At 59.9% G+C, this 21,425-nt stretch carries 22 protein-coding genes; 6 read left to right on the forward strand and 16 right to left on the reverse strand.

Features of this window, described 5'->3' with window-relative positions:
* Positions 1-42 precede the first annotated feature (42 nt).
* The 6 genes from AC57B6_RS17665 to AC57B6_RS17690 all read right to left on the reverse strand — a co-directional run bounded on the left by AC57B6_RS17665 (position 43) and on the right by AC57B6_RS17690 (position 7,367).
* On the reverse strand, positions 43-708 hold the full coding sequence (locus AC57B6_RS17665; protein ID WP_496421791.1) for a C40 family peptidase: 666 nt from the start codon (positions 706-708) through the stop codon (positions 43-45).
* A gap of 137 nt (positions 709-845) precedes the next feature.
* On the reverse strand, positions 846-2,480 hold the full coding sequence (locus AC57B6_RS17670; protein ID WP_496421792.1) for an ABC transporter ATP-binding protein: 1,635 nt from the start codon (positions 2,478-2,480) through the stop codon (positions 846-848).
* Entirely contained in the window at positions 2,477-3,583 is a 1,107-nt protein-coding gene (locus AC57B6_RS17675) for an ABC transporter permease (RefSeq protein WP_046568822.1), read from the reverse strand. The genes AC57B6_RS17670 and AC57B6_RS17675 overlap by 4 nt, the downstream gene beginning before the upstream one ends.
* Positions 3,580-4,620: a microcin C ABC transporter permease YejB gene (locus AC57B6_RS17680; protein ID WP_496421793.1), complete on the reverse strand. Its 1,041-nt coding sequence runs from the start codon at positions 4,618-4,620 to the stop codon at positions 3,580-3,582. The genes AC57B6_RS17675 and AC57B6_RS17680 overlap by 4 nt, the downstream gene beginning before the upstream one ends.
* Positions 4,621-4,660: 40 nt before the next feature.
* A complete protein-coding gene (locus AC57B6_RS17685) occupies positions 4,661-6,661 on the reverse strand; it encodes an extracellular solute-binding protein (RefSeq protein WP_496421794.1) in 2,001 nt (666 codons plus the stop codon).
* Between the two features lie 358 nt (positions 6,662-7,019).
* Complete coding sequence (locus AC57B6_RS17690; protein WP_028199417.1) at positions 7,020-7,367, reverse strand: hypothetical protein; 348 nt, start codon at positions 7,365-7,367, stop codon at positions 7,020-7,022.
* 845 nt (positions 7,368-8,212) lie between these two features.
* On the opposite strand from AC57B6_RS17690, the gene AC57B6_RS17695 reads away from it, so the two are divergent.
* From AC57B6_RS17695 to AC57B6_RS17705, 3 genes are all read left to right on the forward strand, one after another.
* Positions 8,213-9,499: an MFS transporter gene (locus tag AC57B6_RS17695; protein ID WP_028199418.1), complete on the forward strand. Its 1,287-nt coding sequence runs from the start codon at positions 8,213-8,215 to the stop codon at positions 9,497-9,499.
* A 19-nt stretch (positions 9,500-9,518) separates the two neighbouring features.
* On the forward strand, positions 9,519-11,942 hold the full coding sequence (locus tag AC57B6_RS17700) for a glycoside hydrolase family 31 protein (RefSeq protein ID WP_496421795.1): 2,424 nt from the start codon (positions 9,519-9,521) through the stop codon (positions 11,940-11,942).
* A 61-nt stretch (positions 11,943-12,003) separates the two neighbouring features.
* Complete coding sequence (locus AC57B6_RS17705; RefSeq protein ID WP_496421796.1) at positions 12,004-13,188, forward strand: porin; 1,185 nt, start codon at positions 12,004-12,006, stop codon at positions 13,186-13,188.
* A 309-nt stretch (positions 13,189-13,497) separates the two neighbouring features.
* Here the strand turns inward: AC57B6_RS17705 and AC57B6_RS17710 are convergent, their stop codons facing one another.
* From AC57B6_RS17710 to AC57B6_RS17730, 5 genes are all read right to left on the reverse strand, one after another.
* Positions 13,498-13,710, reverse strand: a complete 213-nt coding sequence (locus AC57B6_RS17710; RefSeq protein WP_315696567.1) for a PIN domain-containing protein — start codon at positions 13,708-13,710, stop codon at positions 13,498-13,500.
* A gap of 161 nt (positions 13,711-13,871) precedes the next feature.
* Entirely contained in the window at positions 13,872-14,132 is a 261-nt protein-coding gene (locus AC57B6_RS17715; RefSeq protein WP_496421797.1) for a FitA-like ribbon-helix-helix domain-containing protein, read from the reverse strand.
* 201 nt (positions 14,133-14,333) lie between these two features.
* Positions 14,334-14,633 (reverse strand): helix-turn-helix domain-containing protein, encoded by a 300-nt coding sequence (locus AC57B6_RS17720; RefSeq protein WP_390953793.1) that lies wholly within the window; start codon positions 14,631-14,633, stop codon positions 14,334-14,336.
* 104 nt (positions 14,634-14,737) lie between these two features.
* A complete protein-coding gene (locus AC57B6_RS17725; RefSeq protein ID WP_315696569.1) occupies positions 14,738-15,106 on the reverse strand; it encodes an HVO_A0114 family putative DNA-binding protein in 369 nt (122 codons plus the stop codon).
* A complete protein-coding gene (locus tag AC57B6_RS17730) occupies positions 15,099-15,479 on the reverse strand; it encodes a toxin-antitoxin system TumE family protein (RefSeq protein WP_315696570.1) in 381 nt (126 codons plus the stop codon). The genes AC57B6_RS17725 and AC57B6_RS17730 overlap by 8 nt, the downstream gene beginning before the upstream one ends.
* Before the next feature lie 133 nt (positions 15,480-15,612).
* Here AC57B6_RS17730 and AC57B6_RS17735 point away from each other — a divergent pair, with 133 nt between their 5' ends.
* Positions 15,613-16,506 carry a DUF4238 domain-containing protein gene (locus AC57B6_RS17735; RefSeq protein ID WP_315696571.1) on the forward strand — a complete coding sequence of 298 codons (894 nt, stop codon included), beginning with the start codon at positions 15,613-15,615 and terminating at the stop codon, positions 16,504-16,506.
* Between the two features lie 317 nt (positions 16,507-16,823).
* Positions 16,824-17,087 carry a hypothetical protein gene (locus tag AC57B6_RS17740; RefSeq protein ID WP_315696572.1) on the forward strand — a complete coding sequence of 88 codons (264 nt, stop codon included), beginning with the start codon at positions 16,824-16,826 and terminating at the stop codon, positions 17,085-17,087.
* Positions 17,088-17,225: 138 nt separating this feature from the next.
* Here the strand turns inward: AC57B6_RS17740 and AC57B6_RS17745 are convergent, their stop codons facing one another.
* The 4 genes from AC57B6_RS17745 to AC57B6_RS17760 all read right to left on the reverse strand — a co-directional run bounded on the left by AC57B6_RS17745 (position 17,226) and on the right by AC57B6_RS17760 (position 19,908).
* Positions 17,226-18,200, reverse strand: coding sequence for a DUF2971 domain-containing protein (locus AC57B6_RS17745; protein WP_315696573.1), 975 nt, complete (start codon positions 18,198-18,200; stop codon positions 17,226-17,228).
* On the reverse strand, positions 18,197-18,430 hold the full coding sequence (locus AC57B6_RS17750; RefSeq protein WP_315696574.1) for a DUF7706 family protein: 234 nt from the start codon (positions 18,428-18,430) through the stop codon (positions 18,197-18,199). Before AC57B6_RS17750 ends, AC57B6_RS17745 begins: the two co-directional genes overlap by 4 nt.
* Positions 18,431-18,465: 35 nt before the next feature.
* Positions 18,466-18,819, reverse strand: coding sequence for a hypothetical protein (locus AC57B6_RS17755; RefSeq protein WP_315696575.1), 354 nt, complete (start codon positions 18,817-18,819; stop codon positions 18,466-18,468).
* Between the two features lie 135 nt (positions 18,820-18,954).
* Positions 18,955-19,908, reverse strand: a complete 954-nt coding sequence (locus tag AC57B6_RS17760; RefSeq protein WP_171926478.1) for an IS5 family transposase — start codon at positions 19,906-19,908, stop codon at positions 18,955-18,957.
* A 135-nt stretch (positions 19,909-20,043) separates the two neighbouring features.
* On the opposite strand from AC57B6_RS17760, the gene AC57B6_RS17765 reads away from it, so the two are divergent.
* Entirely contained in the window at positions 20,044-20,679 is a 636-nt protein-coding gene (locus AC57B6_RS17765) for a site-specific integrase (RefSeq protein ID WP_496421801.1), read from the forward strand.
* A gap of 111 nt (positions 20,680-20,790) precedes the next feature.
* Here AC57B6_RS17765 and AC57B6_RS17770 read toward each other — a convergent pair.
* On the reverse strand, positions 20,791-21,425 hold a 635-nt coding region (locus tag AC57B6_RS17770), incomplete at its 5' end, for an IS30 family transposase (RefSeq protein ID WP_496421798.1).

A 21,425-nucleotide genomic window follows, 5' to 3' on the forward strand; every position in this document is an offset into this window, starting at 1 on the left:
AGGCTTTTTTCGCACCGGCACTACCCGTGCGGGCCGAATCAGTTACTGATTACCGCCGATCGACGCATTCACGCGCTTGCGCAGATCTTCACCGTCCTGATAGGACGTTTCGATCCGGCGTGCGCCCGTGAAGCGCTTTTCCCAGTAACCGCTATCCATATCGTCGACGCGGATCGTGCTGCCCGTGGACGGCGAATGCACGAACTTGTTGTCGCCGATGTAGATGCCCACGTGCGAGAACGTACGGCGCATCGTATTGAAGAACACCAGATCGCCCGGCTTCAGGTCGCTCACGCGAACCTTTTCGCCCACGCGGCTCATTTCCTCGGCGCGACGCGGCAGCGCCATACCGAGCGTGTCTTGGAACACGTAGCGAACGAACCCGCTGCAATCGAGCCCCGAATCGGGCGTATTACCCCCCCAACGGTAGCGAACGCCGATCATGTTCAGCGCACCGACCACCACATCGCCCGCTTTGCCGGCCATGCCGGACAGGAACGATTTGGCGCCGCCGTCGTTGTCGGTAGCGGGCTGTTGCGAACTGAGAGGGGACAAAGAATTCGACCCAGTGGGGGTCGAATATGAGGCATTCTGACTCAAACTGCTTACTTCGTCGGCGAACGCGCCGGGAGCTGCTGCCATCAAGACGCCAATGAACATCCCGGCGACGACGCGCGTGCAAGCCTGGGTTAGGTTTCTGTGCTGCATTGGTCGGTATTTTTTGCCTAAAAATCAGTGGGCTACGGAAAAAAGTTTGGTCGATACTAGCCAGTAAGTATTCGTGTGTCAAAACAAATAGAAAAATACAATCGAGACACGCACCCAATTGGTGAAAGAGTGCAAAATCAGTGATCCAGCGCCGCTTTCAGCAGCTTTCGAGTGTAAGGGTGCGCCGGTGTCGCAAAAATCTGCTCAACGTCGCCGCTTTCGACGATCGAACCGTTTTGCATGACCGCAACACGATGTGCCATCGCCCCGATCACGGCCAGATCGTGGCTGATGAAAACGAAGCCGAGGTTGTACTTCTGCTGCAATCCGGCGAGCAGTTTCAGCACCTGCTGCTGGATCGACACGTCGAGCGCACTGGTCGGTTCGTCGAGGATCAGAATGCGCGGCTCCAGCACCAGCGCGCGCGCAATCGCGATCCGCTGACGCTGGCCGCCGGAAAACTCATGCGGATAGCGGTACAACACAGTCCGATCCAGACCGACTTCGCGCAGAACCGACACTACCTTGTCGCGCCGTGCCTCCTGGCTCATTTGCGGCCGATGCAAAGCGAGCCCTTCTCCGATGATCCGCTCGATGGTCTGGCGTGGTGAAAGCGAACTGAACGGGTCCTGAAAGACAACTTGCATATTCGAGCGTAAGGCAGTCTGTTCAGGGCCGCGATAGCTGCCAAGCGCCCTGCCCTGAAACTCGATCTCGCCGTGCGCCGTGCGTTGCAAACCGAGCAGGGCCATCGCCAGCGTCGATTTGCCCGAACCCGATTCGCCGACGATGCCGAGCGTCTCGCCCTGGCGCACCGCCACGCTCGCATCGGCGACCGCGCGGAAGTGCCCCGAGCGAAACCAGCCGCCCACGCCCGGAAGTTTCGTTTTGAAGTCGACCGAGACGTTGCGTGCCTCGAGCAGCACGGGTGAGATCGGCAGCACGGGTACCACCGTGCGTTGCGGACGGCTTGCCAGCAGGCGTTGTGTGTACGGATGCTGCGGCGCTTCGAACACCTGCTCGACGGAACCGCACTCCACCAGTACGCCCTTCTCCATCACCGCGATACGTTGCGCGAAATGCCGCACCAGATTCAGGTCGTGCGTGATCAACAGCACCGCCATGCCACGCTTCTCAGCTTCGTCGCGTTGCAACTCCAGCAGCAACTCGACGATCTGTGCGCGGATCGTCACGTCGAGCGCCGTGGTCGGTTCATCGGCGAGCAACAGACGCGGACGGCACGCGAGCGCCATGGCGATCATCGCGCGTTGCCGCTGACCGCCCGAGAGCTCGTGCGGGTAGCTATTCACGCGCTTGCCGGGTTCCGCGATACCCGTGCGCCCCAACAGCGCCACGGCGCGCTTGCGCGCCTCGTTCGCCGCGACGCCGTCGTGCACGACGATCGTCTCCGCGATCTGGTCGCCCACCGTATAAAGCGGATTGAGGGCGGTCATCGGCTCCTGGAAGATCATCGCGATATCCGAGCCGCGCATGCCGCGCATCTGGCGCTCGCTTTTGGCAAGCAGATCCTCGCCGTCGAAGCGGATCGCCCCGCTCACCTGCGCATCGCTCAACAGACGCAGGATCGACAGCGCCGTCACGCTCTTGCCCGAGCCCGACTCACCGACCAGTGCGACCCGCTCGCCGCGTTGAATCGCGAGCGTTACGTCGTTCACCGCGACGGCGTCGCCGAAGGTCACATGCAGACGACCGAGCTCCAGCAGCGGCGGCGTGATGCCGTGTTGTGCGTCGTTCTGAACCTTGGTGCTCACTGGCTGCCTCCGGCGCGCATGGCGTCAGCAATACGGGTATCCAGCGCATTGCGCAGCGCATCGCCCATGAAGGTCAGAAGCAGGAGCAGCACAACCAGCACGCCGAACGTGGATAGCGAGATCCACCACGCGTCGAGATTCGCTTTGCCCTGGGCAAGCAGTTCACCGAGGCTAGGTGTCGGCGACGGCACGCCGAGGCCGAGAAAATCGAGGCTGGTGAGCGCGAGAATCGAGCCGCTCATGGTGAACGGCAAGAATGTGATGACCGGTGTCAGACTGTTCGGCAGTATGTGCCGCCACATGATCTGCCAGTTCGACAGGCCGATCGCCCGCGCCGCGCGCACATAGTCCTGCTGGCGATTGCGCAGAAACTCCGCGCGCACGTAGGCCGCAAGGCCGACCCAGCCAAACAGCGACAGCAGCACGATCAACAGAATGAAGCCCGGCTCGAAGATCGAAGCGAAAATGATCAAGAGATACAACTGCGGCATCGCGGTCCAGATTTCGATCAGGCGCTGCCCGACAATGTCGATACGCCCTCCGAAATATCCCTGCACCGCGCCCGCGGCAACCCCGAGTACCGTGCCGATCAAGGTCAGCACCAGACCGAATTCGACCGACACGCGAAAGCCATACAGAAGACGCGCGAGCAGATCACGGCCACGGTCGTCGGTACCGAGCCAGTTGTCGCGCGACGGCGGTGCCGGGTTTGGCGCTTTCGAGAAATAATTCAGCGTGTCGTAGTAGTACGGGTTCGGTGGATACACCGCGAAATTACCCGGCGCGTCGAAACGATGCCTGATATACGGATCGAGATAATCGGCAGGCGTCGGAAAGTCGCCGCCGAAGGTGGTCTCCGCGTATGTCTTGAACATCGGGAAATACAGTTGACCTTCGTAGCGCACCACGAGCGGTTTGTCGTTCGACCATAGCGGCCCGGCGAGGCTCGCCGCGAACGCGACGACGAATATGATCAGGCTCCAGTAGCCGAGGCGCTGCTGGCGAAACCGCCGCCAGATGCGTCGCCAGGGCGTTGGCGAGACGAAAGCGCGAGCCGGTTCGGTGCGCGCCGCCGCATCGGTTGAAAGGCGGGCTCGATTCATCTGCGCTCCAGTTGTTCGAATTGGATGCGGGGATCGACCCACACATAGCAAAGATCGGAAATCAGATTGGTCGCAAGACCGATCAGCGTGAACAGATACAAGGTGCCGAGCACCACCGGATAGTCGCGCCGCACCACGGATTCGTACGACAGCAGGCCGAGTCCGTCGAGCGAAAACAGCGTCTCGATCAACAGGCTGCCGGTGAAGAACGCCGCGATGAACGCCGACGGAAAACCGACGATCAAGGGCAGCATTGCATTGCGAAACACGTGCTTCCACAGCACACGCTTTTCCGACAAACCTTTGGCACGCGCGGTCAGCACGTACTGCTTGCGGATTTCATCGAGGAAGGCGTTTTTCGTCAGCATCGTGACGACAGCGAAGCTGCCCACCACCGAGGCCGTGATCGGCAGCGTGATGTGCCACAGGTAGTCCAGAATCTTGCCGCCCCAACTCAACTGCGCCCAGTTGTCCGAGGTGAGATTGCGCAGCGGGAAAAGCTGCAGGAAGCTGCCGCCGCCGAACAGCACCAGCAGCAACACGCCCAGCACGAAGCCCGGAATCGCGTAACCGACCAGCACCACGAGGCTCGTCGCGAAATCGAAGCGCGAACCGTTGCGCACAGCCTTGGCTATCCCCAGCGGCACCGATATCAGGTAGGTCAGGAAGAAGGTCCATAAGCCAATGCTGATCGATACCGGCAACTTCGAAATGATTAGCGACCACACGCTTCGGTGGCGGAAATAGCTCTGACCAAGGTCGAATGTCGCGAAGCGTTTCAGCATCAGGACATAGCGCTCGAGCGGCGGCTTGTCGAAGCCATACAGTGCTTTCAGTTGCGCGATCTGCTGCGCGTCTACGCCGCTATGCGAGCGCAGACCGAACGGTGCGCCGTTTTCGGCGCCTTTACGCAGTTCGTGCTGCATCTGCTCGACCGGGCCGCCCGGGACGAACTGGATCACGACGAAGGTCAGCGTCAGCACACCGAGCAAGGTCGGAATCATCAACAGCAGGCGTTTTAGGATGTAGCTCCACATGGCGTCGGTTCCGGTGCGAAGGCAGTGAATGAATGACGCGTCAATGCGCCTCAGGTTGCGGTTGCGGTTGCGGCGATTGCGGCGGTTGCGGCTGTGCATACCACCACATCGTCGTGATCCAGCCTTCCGCGCCATAGTACAGAGGCAAGGTTTTGGGCCATGCGAGACCGCGTTTGAAGGCGATCCGGTGCGTGGCGCTGTACCACTGTGGAATCACATAGTAGCCATGCATCAGCACGCGGTCGAGCGCATGCGTTGCGTCGACCAGTTGCTCCAGCGTCTGCGCATGCACCAGCGCTTTCAGGATCGCGTCGACTGCCGGCGACTTGAGTCCGATTATGTTGTCCGAGCCTGGCGTGTCGGCAGCCTTGCTGCCGAATCGTTCGATCTGCTCCGAACCGGGCACCTGCACGTCCGGCATGCGAATCGTAGTCGTGTCGAAGTCGAATGCGTCGAGTCGCTTCTGATAGACCGCGAAATCGGATACGCGAAACGTTGCCTTGATGCCGAGCTTTTGCAGGTTGCGAATGTACGTCGCGACGATCGGCGACATCGCCGCTTCGGAGCTGGAGTCATCGAGAATTTCGAATTCGAATGGCTGGCCCTGGGCGTTACGCAACGCGTTGTCGCGATAGGTCCAGCCGGCCTGCTGCAACAGCGCGCGTGCCTGCAAGAGGTTGGCGCGCAGCGAACCCGGCGGATCCGTGTCCGGCTGCTTCGGCGGTGGACCGAACACCGCCGGATCGAGTTTCGCGCGCCACGGATCGAGGAGCGCGAGTTCGCCCGGCGAAGGCAGGCCCTTCGCCTGCAGATCCGTATTGGCGAAGAAACTGTCGATACGCGTGTACTGATTGAAGAACAACTGGCGGTTCAACCACTGAAAATCGAATGCGAGATCGAGCGCCTTACGCACTCTCACGTCCTGGAACAACGGCCGGCGCAGATTGAGGATGAACCCCTGCATGCCGGTGCCGTTATGCTGCGGAAATTCGCGCTTGATCAACTCGCCACTATCGAATTTCTTGCCGACGTCGCGCCGCACCCAATTGCGTGCGATGTATTCGACCATTGCATCGTATTCGCCCGCCTTGAACGCTTCCAGCCGCGCGACGTTATCCGAATACAGCTTGTAGACGATCCGATCGAAATTATTGGTGCCGACCCGCACCGGCAACGTCGCCCCCCAATAATTCGGATCGCGCCGATACGAAATCGTGCGGCCGTTGTCGTACTGATCGATCAGATAAGGTCCGCTGCCAATCGGTTTTTCAAAGGCCAATTGATCGAACGCAATCCGGCTGCCGTCCGGTTTCATGCCCCACTTGCGCGAGAACACCGGCATGCTGCCCACCAGCAGCGGCAACTCGCGATTGCGTTGATGAAACTCGAAGCGGATCGTATGCGGGTCCATGACTACCGCGCGCGTGATCTCGCCGAAGATCGATGCGAACTGCGGCGCGGCCTGTGGGCTCTTCAATGTGTCGAGCGAAAACTTGACGTCGTCGGCGGTAACCGGATCGCCGTTCGAAAAACGTGCGCGCGGATTGATATGGAAGGTGGTCGAGAGGCCGTCGGGCGCGATATTGATGTCGTCGGCGAGCAAGCCGTAGGCGCTGGCCACTTCGTCGCTGCTGCCGATGGTCAGGCTTTCGAACAGCATCTCGAGGCCCGGGGCCGGATTGCCGCGCAGCGTGAATGGGTTGAATTTATCGAAGCTGGTGAGCCGGTTCGGATTGGCCATCACCAGCGTGCCGCCTTTGGGGGCATCCGGGTTGACGTAGTCGAAGTGTTTGAAACCCGCGGGATATTTCGGTTCGCCATATTGGGCGATCGCATAAACCGCGTGGGCCGCGGGTGCCGCGAGCAGACCGGCCAGGACGAACCCACCGCACAGCGCGGCGGCGCATGCGTCGCGCCAGGTGTGAGGCACAACCCGCGGCACAAGCCGCGCCACAACCGGTACACCGACACGCGATAGCCTGTGAATCACACGGCACCAAAGTGCACGAGGCGTTTGAACCCATCGCGAGCCAGTTGTCATAAGGGCCTTGTTAGTCAGTGGGCAATAGCAATGTGAAAGGATTCTACCCAATAAAGCTGCGCAATCCGCACATCTCATCGCCGCGGCGTTCAGGTGCGTGGTAAGCAAACCTCACTGGGAGAATTCATGGGCTTCGTCGCTGGTAAACCGATCCTGCCGACCGGCCTGCCGTCGAACTGTTCGGTTGGTTGTGGCGTCGCGACCATAGCCGACTGAGCAGGCACGAGGCACCGCGTCTGCAATGTTCAACGCGCACTTTCGGCTCGGTATACAGGTTTCGCGAGTGCAATAAAAAAACCGCCCGGGACGGGCGGTTTTTTTGACACGGCAATCGCGTCGACTCCAGCTTACTAATGGCTCAATGCCAGCCGCGACGATTGTCGTAGTGATCACGGCGGTAGTCGTAGCGGCCCGGGGGATGATGGCGGTACCAGTCGTCACGCGCCCAGTAGCGGCGGCCATCCCAGTAGCGGTCGCCGTGCCAGCCGATCACGATCGCCGGGCCACCGTAGTACACAGGAGCCGGTTGGTAGACAACAGGCGGCGGAGGCGGCGGCGGCGGTGCATAAACCGGAGCGGGAGCGACGTAGACCGGCGCGGGGATACCGATGTTGACGCCGACGCTCAGACCGCCGGCCATTGCAGCACCCGACGCAGCCAACCCGAGAACCCCGATCAGAAGCGGAACAATACGTGCGGACTTCATTGATCACCCTTTTGGAGAATGTGTGTTGTTGGCCGAAATATAGCGCAAGGCAGCCGTCCGCGTATTTCAACTTTGTAATAACTGATGCATAACATCGCGCCGCTAGCAGCCTCGTTACGTCTCGTTACATTGGACAAAGGTTTGGTGAAAAAGTCGTGGCGGCGTAATCGAACCGCCTCACTGCCGTCTCGCTGTTAGGCGCCCATCTGTTGGTAAATTGCGCCTGCTTCACTACCCTCTCTGCCTTCACCGCTGCGAGGCAATCCTGGCTGCTGTTCCCACCTGCGCCAGTCCATCCGGCCGCCGGCATCTGGATCACTTTTGCAGGTGCGGACTGCCGAAGCACCCCAATCGGTAGGATATCGAATTATTTTTTGCGGTACGTAACAAGCCCAGATGAACGCCGGAACCCGTCCCCTACCGGTCGCCGTTCCCTTCCTGCACGTTCGCACAAGTCCGACTCATGAACGTGCGCCTTCGCCTTCCAAGACCAGATGGGTTGCAAAGCGCCTGGGCGCCCCAGCTACTCCCCTCCGCGATTGCTACAACGCCCTGCCGCGCTGTCCCGCACAGTCACCAAAACGAACATTTGATGTTCGAAAGAACATTTTTTCATTTTCCACAAGCCATCGGTCGTCCGACCTCAATTCCACCAGAACCGGCCAAAAAAGGCTTACTTCAATGGATATTTCAAGAAACTCAACCACTTAATCCATGGTTTTCCCTGGTGCACCGACGCTCAAGCAGTGATACGATGACTGACACTAAACGAAGCTAAATGTTCGAATTCGCGCATGCCTGCCGTCAGCGGCCAGTCAGCGGACACATTGGGTACGGAGACGATTTTGAAAACAATCATTGGTTTGCGCTGGTGGATCATCGCGCTCGTGTGTGCCGGGACGATCGTCAACTATCTGTCGCGCAACGCCCTCGGTGTAATGGCGCCTCAATTGACGCAGCTGTTGCACATGAGCACCAAGCAGTACTCGTACGTGGTTGGCGCATTCCAGGTCGGCTATACGATCATGCAGCCGGTATGCGGCCTCGTCATCGATCTGATCGGCCTGCGCCTGGGCTTTGCGCTGTTTGCCTGCCTTTGGTCGTTGACGGGCGTCCTGCACGGCTTCGCGAGCGGCTGGCTTTCGCTCGCGGCCTTGCGTGGACTCATGGGGTTGAGCGAGGCCGTCGCCATTCCGGCAGGCATGAAAGTGGTCGCGGAGTGGTTTCCCAATCGCGAGAAGTCCGTGGCGGTGGGGTACTTCAATGCAGGCACGTCGCTCGGTTCGCTGCTCGCTCCGCCGCTCGTCGTCTTCCTGTCGCTGAGATACGGCTGGCAAAGCGCATTCGCGGTGACCGGCGCGCTCGGCTTCGTCTGGGCCGCCGTCTGGTATGTGCTGTACCGCTCGCCGAGCGATCACCCGCGCATTGGCGAGGCCGAGCGCGAGACGATTGTCAGCGGACAAACACCGGGCGCGCCGCAGCGACGCAGCATCCGCGAAGTCCTGCGTACGCGCCGCTTCTGGGCGATTGCACAGGCGCGTTTCTTCGCGGAACCCGCGTGGCAAACCTTCAGTTTCTGGATCCCCCTTTACCTCGCGACGCAACGCCACATGGATCTGAAGCAGATCGCGCTGTTCGCATGGCTGCCGTTTCTCGCCGCCGACCTTGGTGGACTTTTCGGCGGCTACCTGTCGCCGTTCCTGATGAAGCATTTCCGCATGCCGCTGATCGCCTCACGAATCGCAGGCGTGGTGCTCGGCGCTTTCATGATGCTCGGACCCGCCTGCATCGGTCTCGTCGCCTCGCCATACCAGGCAATCGCGCTGTTCTGCGTGGGCGGCTTCGCGCATCAGATGATCTCGGCGCTCGTCAACACCCTGGCAGCCGACGTGTTCGACCCCAGCGAAGTCGGCACGGTCGCCGGATTTGCCGGGATGTCCGCGTGGATCGGCGGCCTGGGCTTTTCGCTGCTGGTCGGCGCGCTGGCCGATTCGATCGGCTACACGCCGCTATTCGGCGCCCTCGGCGCGTTCGACCTGATCGGCGCCACCTTGCTGATCATTCTGATGCGCGGCGTCACTCGCGAAGCGCGTCCGCATCAAGTCGACAACCATGCCAGCCCCGCTGCGTGACCTCACTCGAAGACCCATCATGCGTTCATTGACGAATCTGAAACATCCACCGCGCTTTTCGCTGGCCTCGCATGCCGGCAATCACATCGTTCTCGCCACGCAGGAAAACTGCCGGATTGAACTGTTCGTTCTCGCCGACGACATCATCCGGGTACTCGTGCTGCCGGACGGCGAAACGCACGGTCCGCGGACGTGGTCCATCGCTCCGGGCGCCGACGACGTTCCGCTCGAAGGCCGCGAACGCCGGGACGTAAGCGATTTCACGCCGCCCAGCTTCGACGTATCGGCCGACGCCGAACAGGTTGTCATTGAAACGGCGCGCGTGCGTTTGACCGTCACACTGAACGGCGGATTCTGCGCATGGGACATCCTGCACGACGCGGCATGGCATCGCGTGATGAGCGATCGCAAGACCCAGGCATACAACTTCGGCTGGTGGGACGCGCGCGCGTATCACTACATCGAGCGTCGCAAGGACGAAATGTATGTGGGCCTCGGAGAGCGTGCCGGTTCGCTCAACCGCGCGGACCAGGCCTACGAAATGCGCAACATCGACGCGATGGGCTATAGCGCGCGCACCACGGATCCGCTCTACAAGCACATCCCGTTCTACGTCACGTGGCAGCCGCAAACGTCGACAGGATTCGGCCTGTTCTACGACACGCTCGCCGATTGCCGCTTCGACATGGGCCGCGAGCTCGACAACTATCACGGCCACTACCGGCACTTTGTCGCCGAACATGGCGACCTCGACTATTACTTCATCGCGTCTGCGGGTACGCCCCTTCACGCGGTGCGCCGCTTTACGTGGCTGACCGGACGCCCGGCCTGGATGCCGAAATGGGGCCTGGGCTACTCGGGGTCGACGATGAGCTACACCGACGCGCCCGACGCCCAGCACCGAATGGGCGAATTCATCGAGCGCTGCCGCGAGCACGACGTGCTGTGCGATTCATTCCATTTGTCGTCGGGCTATACGTCGATCGGCGCGAAGCGTTATGTGTTCAACTGGAACCACGAGAAGTTTCCCGATATCGACGGCTTCGTGCAGAGCTATCTCGGGCATGGCGTTCGTCTGTGCGCGAACATCAAACCCTGTCTGTTACAGGATCATCCGGCCTTCGACGAAGTGGCACGCGCCGGCCTGCTGATCGCATCGCGCAACGGCGATCCGGCATGGGTGCAGTTCTGGGACGAAGTGGGCGCATATCTGGATTTTACGAACCCCGCCACCATCGACTGGTGGAAAGCTCGCGTGAAAGACAGTCTGTTGAAGTACGGCATCGCGGCAACCTGGAACGACAACAACGAATTCGAAATCTGGTCGCCCGACGGGATCGCTCAGGGCTTCGGCCAACCGTATCCGGCACGCGAGGCAAAGGTGCTGCAAACGCAGTTGATGATGCGCGCCTCGCACGACGCGCAGCGCGAACATGCGCCCGAGCGTCGCCCGTTCCTCGTGTCCCGCTCAGGCGGCGTCGGCATGCAACGCTATGTGCAGACATGGTCCGGCGACAACTATACCTCGTGGGAAACGCTGCGCTTCAATCTGAAGATGGGTCTTGGGCTAGCCATGTCCGGCGTGTCGAACAGCGGCCACGATATCGGCGGATTCTCGGGTCCGGCGCCGGACCCGGAATTGCTCGCACGCTGGGTCGCCTTCGGCATCTTCCTGCCGCGTTTCAGCATTCATTCCTGGAACGACGACGGCACGGTCAACGAACCCTGGATGCACCCCGAAGTCACGCGACAGGTGGCGGATCTGATCAAACTGCGCTACCGGCTGATCCCCTACCTGTATGAGTTGCTGTGGCAATCGCACAGCGCCTATGAACCGGTATTGCGTCCGATGTTCGCCGAGTTTCCGCACGATCCGCGCTGTCTCGTCGACGGCGACGACATGATGCTGGGTTCGTCGATGCTGGTTGCACCGGTGGTCGAGGCGGGTCAATCGACGCGCGACGTTTATCTGCCGGCCGGCACGCATTGGGTGTCGTACTGGAGCGGTGAGGTGTTCGACGGCGGTCAGACGGTGAACCTGCCGGCTCCATTCGAACAGCCGGTGACATTGCTGCGCGAAGGCAGCGTGATTCCGTTGAACATCGCTGAACAGCACTTTGGCCGCCCCGCCGATGAACGTGCATTCATCGCTGTGCCGCACATCGGCACGGGCACCGCTCGCGGCGGTTGCGTCGAAGACGACGGTGAAAGCGAAGCCTGGCGCACGGGCGAGCAAGGCCGCTGGAATGTAGCGATTACAAGCGACGCGAGCACCTTGCGCGTTTCAGTCGCGCGAGAAGGCTGGATTCAGCAGCCGCAGCAAGAAGTCCGGCTGTTCGTGCCGGCAAGCGACGTGCGCGAGGTCGTTTGCACCGACGGCAAGCTGGTATCCGACCAGACGGCTGACGGCTGGCGATGTCTGACAATTTCCATCGCCCACTAGTCACGCATGCATCACCGACCTGTAGTGCAACACCCATATCCAATCCGGAGACCTGTTAGCCATGAACTCATTGAAGCGCGCGCGTACACGCGCACTCGTCCTCTCGTGCCTGCCGTTGGCGGGCACCGTGCTGTCGAACGGCGCGTCAGCGCAAAGTAGCGTGACGTTGTACGGCATCGTCGATAATGCCTTCGCCTACGCGAGCAACCAGAAGGGGCACTCCAACTTCTATATGAGTCAGGGCAACTTGCAGGCAAGCAAGTTCGGCCTGCTCGGCGCGGAAGATCTTGGCGCCGGCACGAAGGCGATTTTTCGGCTCGAAAGCGGCTTCAACTCGCTGACCGGCGCACAAAGCAGCTCAGGCTACATTTTCAATCGTCAGGCGTATGTCGGACTGAGCAATGACAAGTACGGGACGGTGACGCTCGGCCGCCAGTACACACCTTACTTCCAGATGGTCGGCGCACTTGGACCAACAGGTGTACTAACGGGTGCTACAGGCGCTCACCCCGGCGATCTCGACGCACTCGACACCACGTTGCGCCTCAACAATTCGGTAACCTACCTGTCGCCGAACCTTGCCGGTTTGCAATTCAGCGCGCAGTACGGTCTGGGCGGCGTGCCGGGCAGCGTGGCCAGCGGCAGCCAGTTCAGCGCAGCGGCGCGCTACGACTACCAGCCGTTCGCGATCGCGGTGGGCTATGTGAAATTGAAAGACATCGCGACGAGCCAGGCGCTCGGCACTTATGCCGTCAATTCGCCGATCAACAGCGGCTATGCGACGGCGCGCAGCGCGCAGCTTTTTGCCGCGGCGGCTCGCTACACCCACCAGGACCTGATGGTCGGTGTCAACTATTCGAACGTGCAATACACGCCGGGCTCCGCTTCGCTGTTCACCGGCGAGGGTGTGTTCAATACGTACGGCGTGATTTCCACGTACAGGATCACGCCTGCTGTGACTCTCGGTGCGGGCTATAGCTACACACAGGCGAGCAAGGCGAATGGCATCGACGATGCCGCGCGCTATCACCAGATCTCGCTCGAGCAGACGTACAACCTCTCCACCCGTACCACGATATATGCGCTTGAGGCGTATCAGCACGCGAGTGGCAAGACGCTGGTGTCGGCGGGTACCAGGACGGGCATTACTGACGCCGTGGCTGTTGTCGGCGACTCGCAGAATACGACGCCGTCGTCGGGCCCGTCGCAATTCGTCGGCATGGTGGGGCTGCGGCACGCGTTTTGATACCGATGGCAGCTTGAGTGTCGCTTCAGAGTGAGGGAAATTCTGGAGCGGAAAAAACAAAACCCCGCAGAGCCGAGACTCTGCGGGGTTTGCCGCCATTGCTGGCGGAGACGGAGGGATGCCAAATCGCCCGGAAAGCCTTTACAGGCAAGGCTCCGAAAAAACACCTTTCCGCTACCCATACTCCTACCCATATTCAAAAAGACCCCGTTTTTCCGCTGTCTAGGACGGTCCGATTCCCGATTTCAACCCGCCAAAACACGGTTCGAATCCCAATTCAACGCCGCCCACGGATCGATGACTGCTATTTCACGCCCGGAGAAATCCTTCATTGCGCGTGGCCAGTGCGGCCCCTCTTGAACGCGCACAAGCAGCGATCATGGCGTCGAACTGGCTGATCGGTCTGCCCGGGTTTTTACGCGTCACCGCAATCCTTGCGTACTCGTCCGCCGCATCATGGTCGAATCCCAGAAGCCGGCCTGCAAAGTCCTCGGCGAAAATCGCATCGACTGCTGCAGACAACGCCCTCCTCCGGGTGCCATCCGGCCGAAGATCAAAGACCGTAGAGGATGTCGGCACGGATTACTGTCGTCGTGAAAAGCGCCGCGCGCGGCTGTGCAGCTAGCCACGCCATCACTTTGACGTCAGGCAGAGGCCTCAACATCTTCGACAGAACGTTCGTGTCAAGAACGATCATGCGCCGAGGTCCACTCCTTCCCGAATCCGTCGCGTGGCGGCAATTCCAGGTCGATGCCCCCGAGCGGCTCGATCCGGCTCCGGATCGATTCAGCTAGGTTGCGCTGAAGATCGATGGATTCGGTCGAGAGAGCAGCACGGAGACTATCTCGAGCCTCGACCCCTAGTGATCGTCCATGCTGCGCCGCCTCACCGCGCAGACGCGCTTTGAGTTGTTCGTCAATATCTCGGATCGTCGTGCTCGACATCTTGGCCTCCATCATTGGTGGCACTTTAATCAATGATGGCATGATTCTCAACTGATGGTACTTGGCTGCTGCCTATGTTGACAGGACGCCGCAGACGAAAATGTGGTTCTCAGCGTGGCAAGCTCACGATTTGTGCGCGCCAATCCGGTAATTTGTGTCAATCCAGCGCTTCGCCCACTCGATGCCACGCTCGTAGGCTTGCTATCGATAGACCCGGTTGCCCAGATCAGAGAACACGAACCGCTCTCCGTCGTCACGTTCGATTACCACGACGGTCATCCGTAGGCCGAGTACGTCGACAATGATCGCGATGGCAGCGCAGTTGACGTGCTCATATGCGAGCATCTGCTTCAGGGTCTTGCTGGTGAGGCCGACGCGTTTTGCGATCTCCTTCGTGCCTTTGGCTTTGACGGCATGGCCGAGGGACGTACGGATTTTTCCTGAGTCGCCGCTCTCGAAGGCCTCAGCGAGGTAGTGGCGGATGGTCTCGTCGTCGGTCAGCTACTCGGACGCGTCGAATGGTTTTGCTTTTGTCATGTGGTCAAAATAAAGAAGCCCGCGATGCCGGTCGGCGTGTCGCGGGCTTGGTGCCGTGAGTAGGGGTGTTAGGCGAACGACATTTCGAGGCTGATGCCTGAATAGTTCACCCGTGGTACGACCTCGCGGCCATCGCCCTTCTCGAAGTACACAATGCCGTACCGCTCCATCGTCTTAAGCGTGCGCGAAAGGTTGGACTTGGCCCGTCCGGACGTTACGGACAACTCCGTCAATGAAGCCGGATTCGTCTTGGCAATCAGAGCGAGCAACGCCTGATTTTTTCCCGACAGCACTTGCGCGAACGACTCAGGCGACGAAAACCAGATCTTCGGCTCGTCAGGTGACGGCTTGTATTCGCCCCGCGCGATTGCCATCGTCCGGGCCTTGAATTGCTCCATCGGGGCAATCCCGACTTTCAGGATGTGTTCGTTAGTCATCGCTCTCGCTCCTTTCCTTCATCACTGTTTCGACTTCGGTCCAGAAGTCTGCAAGCAGTGTCGCGGCATCCATGTAATCGTAGAACCGGATGCGCTCGCCAGCGTGCTTGTGGTCGTACTCGATCCGCGTCCGTGCGCCGGGGCCTGCACCCTCCCTGACCGGATGCGCGTTATCGAATCCCAACAGGCGCGTACCCTTCTCATCGTGCAACGTCAGGGAATATTTCAATCCGTGTGGGCGCTCCGGTGATACTGCAATGCGCACTACTTCAAATTTCACCCAGCAACACCCGGTATCGTCGACGGTGTACATCACGCCGTCCAGCTCGAGCAGGGTGTCCAGGCTGTGGTCTCGATCTGTCATGGCCTGCATGTTATCATCGGATGACAACTAAAGCAAGGAATGCCCCGATTTCCGGGAAAACCCGAGCACGCGCAGCCTCGATGTACCTTGCACCGCCTGCGCAGGCTCACACCGCTGAACCTGAACTCGACTGGAATGAAAGATGCCGGTAATCAGAATCGCAGTTGATGAAGACGATCCAGACGCTGGCCGGTATGCGGCTGCAGTAATGGCTGCGACGCTCGCGATGGCGGCTGAGCCATTACCGGAATTGCCGGCGCAGGGCAAACGGAGCAAGCCTGAAAAAACGCTGCCGGAGAACAAACATCAGCTGACGCGCAAGCAGCACGTCTTTCCCGTGCGCAGCATCGAACGGTTTGTCGATCAAAGCGGGCGCATCGCCGTATTCGACATGCTCAGGGTCAAGGAGCGTCCTGCTCGACCGGAGGACATCCTGTTTTGCGCGCGACGTGCATGGGACCAGCAGACAGAAGATGACATGACGCAGATCGAAAACAGATTTCAGGAGGTCGTACAGCCGATCACTGAAGGCCTGATCAACACGATAGCGCCCGAGCACAAGCCCGCGATCGATGCCATGTTTGCGCTTTGGGTTATGCGGACACGCTTCCGGGGACTTGCTGCCCAGGAACTTCAACTGTTCGGTGTTCCTGGATACGACATGACCAAGGCTCGCGAGGAGCATTTGGAGAGCGCTGATCGCGTGTTCGTGAGAAAAGGGGGAAAGGTGCCCACGCGGCAGATCAACGGGGCACAACTGCGAATGCGTGTGAGTGGTTACACGCGCGATCTTGCCGCCGCGCTCGGCGGATGGGGCGTCGTTCATGCGCAAGCTGGCGAATTCATTGTGCCGGACGTTCCAACGCTCAAAATGACCACCTTCCTCCCACTGTCCCCGATGTTGGCCCTCATCGGTGCCGTCCCGGATGGAGATATCGTTGAAGAAACCGTGGCGGAAATAAATAGCCTTCTCAAGGCAGGTAGCCAAGAGTATTACTTCGCACATGACCTGGTGAAATGCCCGTTTTTTAGCTGATCACCTCGCGAGACCGGCCCATCAGTCGGAACTCGACATAGGCCAAAACCTCCAGGTTTCCCGGCAGTACGCGCATAAGGAAGGCACGAAGCGCGGGTGGCAGAAGTCACCGAAGGCTGCTGCTGTACCGCAGAAGACGCTCGCGAATGCTTTGGGTGGAGAAGTCGAAAGGCCTGCGCATCGCTCCGAACGCGCCGCCTTTGTTGACCGATCGGCTGAAATGTTTTCGGATACCGACGACGCTGACACACAGCCCGCACAAACCGCTGCTGTCTCCCCTGGATGCGCACTACGAATCGATGCGGCCGACGCCGCCCGTGGTTCCGCACGATGTGTCGGAAGCTGAGGCGCGGCAGGCCATTGTCGATCAGGCTGCCGCGGAGCTCGCGGTGGTGAAAAAGCGCCAGCGGTGCGACCAGAAGGCGCTTCTCGGTCTCGCACACCAGGCAATGCGCGCTGGCCAGATACTGAGTCCGGACGATCCGCGATCACTTAACACGCTGTCGCAGTTCTTCGAGCGCATACACGGCATGGAGCGCGAATGGTTCGGTGTCACGTCGGCGATGCAACCCGAGCCGTAGGGGTCGTTCACGGCGAAGCGTAAAGCCGGTCTCGGGATTGATGGCCGCTCGCACGAACGCGAGGTCTAGCTGCCGAACCTTACAGCCGTCTGAGGTGATCTTTGACGGTCGGTTCCTGACACAGGAATACCGGCCCTCTTAACCTTTAGGTTCGTCGCTTTCCGGGAGCACCTCGAATCCTTCGAAGATCGAGAGCGCGCGTCTCGGGTAGGACACGGATAGTTCGTCCAGATCTAGCTCGCAACGCCGCAGATCGAACGTTCCTCGAACCTCATGCATTTCGTAAAACTGTAAGGGCCTCTCGCGCCCGCTCAGCGCGCTGACGACCGAGTGCATGACAGGTCTGCGACACCTCATGCCAAACACGATTTCGACCATCTCGAGGGGCGATTCAGTGGCTCCGCGTGAACCCAGCAGGCGCCACTCCTTCTCATACTGCCAGTCGGGCGCTTTTCGCAACAGCACTGCGTCATCGACCGCAACCCGGGCCTGTTCATCGCGGTCGAGTACCATCTTGGCGACTGCACTCGCCTGCACGTTCCGGTTGCCGCCGTATTGGACTTCATGGAGCTGTCGTCGCGCTTCAGGCGGCACGCTATATCCGATGCAAATTCCTCGATGCTGTGCGCCATAGTGGCTCCACATCAATGGACAGTCATACCGCATCGCCAGTGACAACACTCCCTTGTTATATTGCTTGAGCAGTTCGCTTTCGATGGCGTACGCGAGCAAAGACGCGAGAGGGCCGGGAGGGTCGTCGCTATATTCTGGATCTGTGGCTTGATATTGCAGCGCATCAATCATCCGCTGCGCGGCGGCATGGCTATGCTTATCGATATGAGCCATGGTCTTTGGTCCGCGATAGCTCACGGTGCGCGCGCCGGTTTTCATCTCATCTTCAACGCGCCGGCGAACCAACTCATAAACGGTACGCTCCATGGTCGGAACATCGCAGTCCGCTTCAACGCACGGCTGGGTGTCCAGCGGATCGTTGAAGGTGCCGGGATCGGCGTAGTAGATCCTATCAGCACACAGAAGCTCGATCGTCCGCTCGTCAAACTGACGATACTTGTATAGTACGGGAGGGATTTCCTTCACGAGTTCGTCGGTCATCGCGGGGCATAGCCTTTGTCACGCAGTGCTGCGGCGACCGCGTCGACGCCACTGATCACCAGATAGGCTTTCCTCTGACGCTCTTCATGCGGTAAGTGGGCTTCGATCAGCGCATAGAACTGGTCAAACATCGAGGGCTTGCAGAACTGCGTGAGTTCCCACGCCACTTCATCGGTCAAGCGCGCATTAATGTCGATCCACTGCGATTGTTCTGCTTCAGGCTTAGTCATTATCGTCCTCGGTTTCGAACTGGCACACACACGCCCTATCCGTCGAACTTACAGCTACCGGTGAGCAGGTACGCAGCAGTGCGCGACTGCGGAATGTACCGGCTCTTGCGCTTGATGAAGCGCGGGTCACCAAGCAGTTGGCACGGCGCACCAGTAAAATCACCCTGCGTGTAAATCGTAATTTCCTGATCACCCATTGTCACGTGCTCGGGGTCTTCCTGCACATCCTCGCGGGTGATCTTATGCACGCTGATGTAGTCGATCTTCGCGCCCGAGTCATAGAGGCGCTGGGCGATGTCGCCTCCGGCGGACGGAATCGAATGGACGATTTTCGCAATGCCTACAGTATCGTGGATAGTCTGATCCTCTGCTAAGGAAGGTCTGCACAACCCGTTTCCTGCACGTCGCGCGGTTTGCTGCCCGCGTTGTAGTGGCGGCGAAGATGCTGGGACCTCGATCACAGTTTTATTCGAACCGCGGCAACGTGCGTTTGCCGAAACTCATGGCGTCTGCGCCCGCATGTTTCACGCTTTGCGCAGTGCCTTACGCGTCATCCACAGATTGCCCAGCGCAAACAGCGTCGTGATCTGGGCAGTGTTCTTCATCAGGCCCCGGTATCGGGTCTTCGTATAGCCGAACTGTCGCTTGATGATCCGGAATGGATGCTCCACCTTGGCGCGGACGCCGGCCTTCAGGCGTTCGATCTGATCGTATATCGCGTCCAGACGATCACTCAGGTCCAGTTTTCTGCGCTTGCCTGGTCCCATTGCGACATGCCAGCGCACTGAATCGTCCACGCATCGCTTCTGAATGCCCTGATATCCGGCATCAGCGTACACATCCGCCTCTTCGCCGTGTAGCAACGCTTCGGCTGTATTGATGTCCTGAGCGTTGGCAGCTGTGCCGATGACCGTGTGAACCAGGCCAGATTCCGCGTCCACGCCGATATGCGCTTTCATCCCGAAGTACCATTGATTTCCCTTCTTCGTCTGGTGCATTTCCGGGTCCCGCGTACCTGAGGCGTTCTTCGTCGAGTTGGGCGCAGAAATCAATGTGGCGTCGACTACCGACCCGGCCTTGAGCATCAGACCTTTCCCGCTCAGGATCTCATTGACCAGCGCGAGCATCTGCACAGCCAGACCGTGCGCTTCGAGCAGGTGACGAAACCGCAGGATCGTGCTCTCGTCGGGCAATCGCGTCATGCCGTCGTCAAGCCCCGCAAAGTCGCGATACAGCGGCACGTCATAGAGCGCTTCTTCCATCGCCGGGTCTGACAGACCAAACCACTGCTGCATAAAGTGAATCTGCAGCATCGTGGCAATCGGAAATGGCGGCCGTCCCGTTTTACCCTTCGGATAGTGCGGCTCAATCAGGGCAATCAGTTGCGACCACGGCACCACGCGCCTCATCTCTTCGAGAAATTCCCGCTTGCGCGTGCGTTTCGTTGACAGATCCAGACCAAGGCCAAGTTGTGCCATCACGTCACCCCTTAAATTCTCCTGCTCCCAGGATAGTCCACGCTCACGTCAATGCCAGGACTTTTGCAGACTTTCCCTAGAGGTTCAGCAAAGCTCGCGGTTTGCGCACTACGTTCATTATTGATCTACTTGCACATGGAGGGGCTGATAGCGCAGCGGCTGGACACAGCAGTCCCGTCGGTTGCAGGGTGGAGCTTGGCAGGGTTACCACGCGCACTGGAGCCATGCGACGTAGAACGACTACTGGCAGCCTGCGATCGGCGCACCGGTAGCGGCTGTCGCAATTTCGCAATCCTGATGTTGCTCGCGCGTCTGGGCTTGCGTGCTGGCGAAGTACGTAAGCTCAATCTTGACGACATCGACTGGCGCACAGGTGAGCTCGTCGTGAGAGGTAAAGGTCGGCGCCTCGAACGCCTTCCTTTGCCCGCGGACGTCGGCGAAGCGTTGGCTGCGTATCTTCAAACTGGTCGACCCGATACCGCACAGGGCCGCACCGTGTTCGTACGTACACGGGCGCCTCATCGTGCGCTCTCGTCTACCGGTGACACAGACGTGGTGGTCGCCGCTGCTTCACGCGCGGGCCTCACTAACGTGGGAGCCCATCGGCTACGTCACACACTTGCAACCCAAATGGTGCGCTCCGGCGTCGCGCTTCCCGGAGTCGCACAAGTGCTGCGCCATCGCCGTCTGATGACCACTGCAATCTACGCGAAGGTTGACCGCGAGGGATTGCGCCTACTCGCCAGAGCATGGCCAGGAGGTGAAGCATGAACGATTTACATCTTGCGCTGGCTGACTACCTGAATTTGCGTCGCTCCTTGGGGTATAAATTGCGACGACAGGAGAAGCTGGGCGGTTTCAAGAGTGAAGCGCAACAGGGGGCTAATGAATGGAAGCTGAGGTTATCGAAGCGGTTGCGAGCATACGTTCGAAGACCTCGAATGGTGAATGAAATGCATGGGTAGCGCGAGGTCGGCTGTTGAGGCTGTCGGCGATGGCATCGAGTTCGTCCTGATTGTAGATCGAGAGGTCAGTGCCCTTCGGCAGATACTGCCTCAGCAGCCCGTTGGTGTTCTCGCAGGTACCGCGTTGCCATGGACTGTGCGGATCGCAGAAGTACACGCGCACGCCGGTGGCGGCGCTGAGCTCCTGATGCCGGGTCATTTCCTTACCCTGGTCGTAGGTGAAGCTCTGGCGCAGTGGGGCGACGATCGAATTCAGTTTGGCAGTGAAGCCCGCCAGTGCCGAGGCGGCGGTGGCGTCTTCCATCTTCGCCAGCAGCACCAGGCGACTGGTGCGCTCAACCAGCACGCCGACGGAAGACTGGTTGCCGGCGCCTTTGATGAAGTCGCCTTCCCAGTGACCTGGCATCACCCGGTCGTCGACCTCAGGCGGGCGCACATGGATGCTCACCATGTCGGGGATCTGGCCGCGCCGGTCAGTGCCCCGCTTGCGTGACATACGCGTGCTGTGGCCGTGGCGCAGACAGGCGATCAGCTGGCGGCGCAGCTCGCCGC

It is taken from the genome of Paraburkholderia sp. BGA-UO-ETr-F12 (genome assembly GCF_059567945.1).

Coding starts and splice junctions, on each gene's coding strand:
- AC57B6_RS17665 (WP_496421791.1), bottom strand. CDS start 708: ATGCAGCACAGAAACCTAACCCAGGCTTGCACGCGCGTCGTCGCCGGG.
- AC57B6_RS17675 (WP_046568822.1), bottom strand. CDS start 3,583: ATGAATCGAGCCCGCCTTTCAACCGATGCGGCGGCGCGCACCGAACCG.
- AC57B6_RS17680 (WP_496421793.1), bottom strand. CDS start 4,620: ATGTGGAGCTACATCCTAAAACGCCTGCTGTTGATGATTCCGACCTTG.
- AC57B6_RS17685 (WP_496421794.1), bottom strand. CDS start 6,661: ATGACAACTGGCTCGCGATGGGTTCAAACGCCTCGTGCACTTTGGTGC.
- AC57B6_RS17690 (WP_028199417.1), bottom strand. CDS start 7,367: ATGAAGTCCGCACGTATTGTTCCGCTTCTGATCGGGGTTCTCGGGTTG.
- AC57B6_RS17700 (WP_496421795.1), top strand. CDS start 9,519: ATGCGTTCATTGACGAATCTGAAACATCCACCGCGCTTTTCGCTGGCC.
- AC57B6_RS17705 (WP_496421796.1), top strand. CDS start 12,004: ATGAACTCATTGAAGCGCGCGCGTACACGCGCACTCGTCCTCTCGTGC.
- AC57B6_RS17715 (WP_496421797.1), bottom strand. CDS start 14,132: ATGTCGAGCACGACGATCCGAGATATTGACGAACAACTCAAAGCGCGT.
- AC57B6_RS17725 (WP_315696569.1), bottom strand. CDS start 15,106: ATGACTAACGAACACATCCTGAAAGTCGGGATTGCCCCGATGGAGCAA.
- AC57B6_RS17730 (WP_315696570.1), bottom strand. CDS start 15,479: ATGCAGGCCATGACAGATCGAGACCACAGCCTGGACACCCTGCTCGAG.
- AC57B6_RS17735 (WP_315696571.1), top strand. CDS start 15,613: ATGCCGGTAATCAGAATCGCAGTTGATGAAGACGATCCAGACGCTGGC.
- AC57B6_RS17745 (WP_315696573.1), bottom strand. CDS start 18,200: ATGACCGACGAACTCGTGAAGGAAATCCCTCCCGTACTATACAAGTAT.
- AC57B6_RS17750 (WP_315696574.1), bottom strand. CDS start 18,430: ATGACTAAGCCTGAAGCAGAACAATCGCAGTGGATCGACATTAATGCG.
- AC57B6_RS17760 (WP_171926478.1), bottom strand. CDS start 19,908: ATGGCACAACTTGGCCTTGGTCTGGATCTGTCAACGAAACGCACGCGC.
- AC57B6_RS17765 (WP_496421801.1), top strand. CDS start 20,044: ATGGAGGGGCTGATAGCGCAGCGGCTGGACACAGCAGTCCCGTCGGTT.